Here is a 3637-nt window from a genome sequence, read left to right as displayed (position 1 = left end):
TATTATGAGGTCTCGTTCATATAGAAACGCTACTTTCTATACAGTTCTCTTATGAACTTCCGTTACTTTCATAACGGCACAGACTATATCTTATCTCTCAGCTTTACCTGTTAGAGTCTGTCCACTTCCTCAGTCAATCGCTTACTGAGTACTTCCCTCAAGAGGAATAGTCGTTGAACGTTCTCCTTTTCGGAGCTTCGCTGCTGATTATCCATTTTTCAGCACTTAGGGTTTAACCTTATGCTATATATCTGATTTTTTCTGCTTTCGCCACATTCACGCTTAACTTTATTTCATGTTTACGTTGTAGTTCAGATATCTTTAGGAGTTTCCAGCAATTCAAACAGTATAGGATAGCTCTTTGTCTATCTCTACGTACATATTTCTATATACGCTGACTATTTTGTTTGCCTAACTCATGATTTAAATCACAAGTGTGCGGCTTACAATAATCAAATGTAATATCTTTAATCACACAAGAAGCAGATAATATGGAAATATCGCCATCATTTAAGCGATAAAAAGTGATATCTTTACCTTGTTCAGATAAAGTATAAACTCGCAATTGTCCTTTTTTGATGATTAAAATACCAGAACAACCTTCTTTAGTTGTATGCACAAAATTATTTTTTTTTACTTGAATTAAAGAAGCATTTTGAGAAATGATTTGTTGTTGTTTAGTAGTTAATTGTTGCCATGCAGGAAAAAGCGTATTTAATAAATTAAAATCATCATTATTTAGCATAATTTTCCCCTAAAAGATTATTAAAGTTTATAAGCAAAGGCAGATTATTAGCTAATTGATGTAAAGGTTGAGTATTTTTTTTAGTCAAAGATAAAGTAATGGCACCTTCTGTCAGCATGACCATAGTCATAGCTAGAAAATCAGCATATTCTTCTTGTAAATCCATTTTTAAAAAGCTGTTTTTATAGATATTTTGAATTTGCTGGAAAGTATGTTCGCATTCTAGGCGTATTATTTCATTAGAAGAAAAAGTTTCTAAAGCTATTAGACTTATGGAAACATTTGGTTGAAACAAATCTTTTTCAATCTTTTGTGCAATATATATTAGATGTTGTTGCAAGCCTTCAAGTGGTGTAGAAGCTTTAGCTAATACATCTAAAATTTCTGTAGAGATTTTTTCAGCAGTTTTTTGCAAAGCTTCTTGAGCAAGTTGTTCTTTTCCTTGGGGAAAATAATAATAAAGCGAGCCTTTAGGAGCATTACTTTTTTTGAGAATTTCACTAATTCCTGTGGCGTGATATCCTTGATTAGCAAATAAAGATGAGGCTGTATCAATAAAGATATCTTTTGTATTTGTTTTCATAGGCAATTATCCTTTTGTATTAGAAGCTATAGTTTTAACATATTTTCTAGTGATAGTTAAGAAGATAATCAATGCTAAAACTTCAGCAACAGCAATTACTAAAGCTGTAGGAAGAGCTGTAGTACCACCACCAATACCTACAATAGGTGCTACGAAACCACCAGAGATGGTAGAGAAAAATCCGAGTAATGCAGAAGCACTACCAGCAACTTTCTTTTGAGTTTGCATAGCAAGTGAGAAACTAGTGGAAGCAGTGAGTGGTAATGCTGTTTGAGTTAATAGCAATAAAATAATCAATACATATATAGAAAAATCTAAAACAATTCCTACTAAAAATAATATACCAAAAATCAAACCTTGGCAAAGTCCTATAAGTAATAATTTAGAGTCAGGTATGCGACCTGTTAAAATATTAGTGATTTTACCAGCTATCATCATACCGATACCGACGAAAGCAAAAACGAGAGAAACATCTTGTGGTGTGAAATTATAAATACCTTGAAGCATGAAAGGCATGCCAGATATATAAGCGAACAAGGAACAGAAAACAAAGAATTGAATAGCACATAAGCTAGCAAAATAAGGTCTAGCACATAAACTGAAAAATACTTTAACAATGTGGGCAATATCGCCTTTTAAACGTTTTTCTTCAGGAAGAGTTTCTTTGTATTTTAATAGTGATAAAAGAGTAATACCGATACCAGCAAGAGTTAAAATAACAAAAACACTTATCCAAGAGAAGAAACGCAATAATTGACCACCGAGCACTGGCGCAATTATAGGAGCAAGACCTTGAATAATCATTACCGTAGCTAAGAATTTAGTGAGCATTGTTCCTTTATAGATATCACTGGCAATAGCACGACTGACAACTAAAGCGGAAGAAGCAGCAAAGCCCCCAATAAAACGAGCAAAGATAAAAAGCTCAATAGATGGGGCAAAAATACAAGCTACAGAAGAGATAGTAAAAATTATCAAACCGAAAACAAGAGGTTTTGTTCTACCATAAATATCACTTAATGGTCCTGCTATGACTTGCCCTATGGCAAGACCAATAAGCCAAGATGTAAGTGTTAATTGAATAATAGATGGTGTAGTTGCAAAATCAAGTGTCATTTGAGGTAATGCTGGCAAATACATATCAGTAGCAAGCGGACCTAATGAGCAGATTGAAGCTAAAAGTGTAATTAAAATATTATTTTTATTTTCGCTAATATTAGCATCTGTTTTTGACATTGTAGACATGTTTATACTCCTTTTTATAAAAATATAACAACTGGTCTATATAATATAGCAAAAAAAATAAGTAAAGTCAAAGGACTTTACTTAAAGATATTTTTTATCCATCTGCGATTATCAATTAAATGAATGATAACGAGTATAATCATAAAATAACCTAAATATATATGCAACGGTTTAGATAATGTTTTTGGCAGTATTAAAATTTTAAAATCCATATAAATTCCAGTAAACGCAATTATGATAAAAGATATGGCTAGTAAAATAAACGTAATATGCATACGTGTTTTCATTTTTGATCAACTCCTTTTCTTTATTATAACGAATAAATATTAAAATTATCTTAAGTTTTGAATTAAATATAAAAATTTTTTTATATTATTGCATTATTTTGAATTAAATGATATTATAAACCTAGATATTCGGTTGATCGATACGGGAGAGATTGCGATAGCAACGCCGAAGGTGAAAGAGGCACAAACTCTCAGGCAAAAGGACCGTATACGGACGAAACTCTGGAAAGCAATTAAATTTGCACCGAAGAAGAAAAATCTTTCAGGTACAAAAGACAGAGCGCATGAATTTTCATGCGCTCTTTTTTGTGCGAAAAAATAGAAATTAGTTTTAAATATAAAAGAATATTATAAATAAAAATAAAGTAATTATTTAATAACAGGAGGCGTAGCCATGGACTTATTAACAAATTTAAAAACAGTTGACCCAGAAATACAAAAAGCAATAGACCAAGAACTTTCTCGTCAACGTGAAAAATTAGAAATGATTGCTTCAGAAAATATCGTTAGCACAGCCGTTATGCAAGCTCAAGGAAGTATACTTACAAATAAATATGCAGAAGGTTATCCAGGCAAACGCTATTATGGTGGTTGTGAATATGTTGATATTGTAGAGCAATTAGCTATAGATCGTGCTAAAAAATTATTTGGTGCAGAATATGCAAATGTACAGCCACATTCTGGAGCACAAGCAAATACAGCAGTATATTTTGCTTTGCTACAGCCAGGAGATACTATTTTAGGTATGAACCTTACAGATGGTGGTCATTTAACACA

4 protein-coding genes, 1 pseudogene and 2 riboswitches are annotated in these 3637 nt (G+C 32.0%); of the genes and pseudogenes, 1 reads left to right on the top strand and 4 read right to left on the bottom strand.

Annotated elements, in window-relative coordinates:
* Positions 1-385: 385 nt before the first annotated feature.
* The 4 genes from F553_RS0111485 to F553_RS0111470 form a co-directional block, all read right to left on the bottom strand.
* On the bottom strand, positions 386-745 hold the full coding sequence (locus tag F553_RS0111485; RefSeq protein WP_019000205.1) for a cyclic nucleotide-binding domain-containing protein: 360 nt from the start codon (positions 743-745) through the stop codon (positions 386-388).
* Positions 735-1328: a TetR/AcrR family transcriptional regulator gene (locus tag F553_RS0111480; protein WP_019000204.1), complete on the bottom strand. Its 594-nt coding sequence runs from the start codon at positions 1326-1328 to the stop codon at positions 735-737. Before F553_RS0111480 ends, F553_RS0111485 begins: the two co-directional genes overlap by 11 nt.
* Positions 1329-1334: 6 nt before the next feature.
* Positions 1335-2573 carry a multidrug effflux MFS transporter gene (locus tag F553_RS0111475; RefSeq protein WP_019000203.1) on the bottom strand — a complete coding sequence of 413 codons (1239 nt, stop codon included), beginning with the start codon at positions 2571-2573 and terminating at the stop codon, positions 1335-1337.
* Positions 2574-2650: 77 nt separating this feature from the next.
* Entirely contained in the window at positions 2651-2860 is a 210-nt protein-coding gene (locus tag F553_RS0111470; protein ID WP_019000202.1) for a DUF4405 domain-containing protein, read from the bottom strand.
* A gap of 133 nt (positions 2861-2993) precedes the next feature.
* A riboswitch (glycine riboswitch) is annotated at positions 2994-3077 on the top strand.
* A 3-nt stretch (positions 3078-3080) separates the two neighbouring features.
* Positions 3081-3141, top strand: a riboswitch (glycine riboswitch).
* Positions 3142-3254: 113 nt separating this feature from the next.
* Here F553_RS0111470 and F553_RS12040 point away from each other — a divergent pair.
* A pseudogene (locus F553_RS12040) lies at positions 3255-3637 on the top strand (serine hydroxymethyltransferase); the annotation flags it as partial.

Source organism: Megamonas rupellensis DSM 19944 (genome assembly GCF_000378365.1).
GTDB classification, from domain to species: domain Bacteria; phylum Bacillota; class Negativicutes; order Selenomonadales; family Selenomonadaceae; genus Megamonas; species Megamonas funiformis.
Note: the sequence above shows the minus strand (reverse complement) of the source record. Positions and strands in the feature narration are given on the sequence as shown.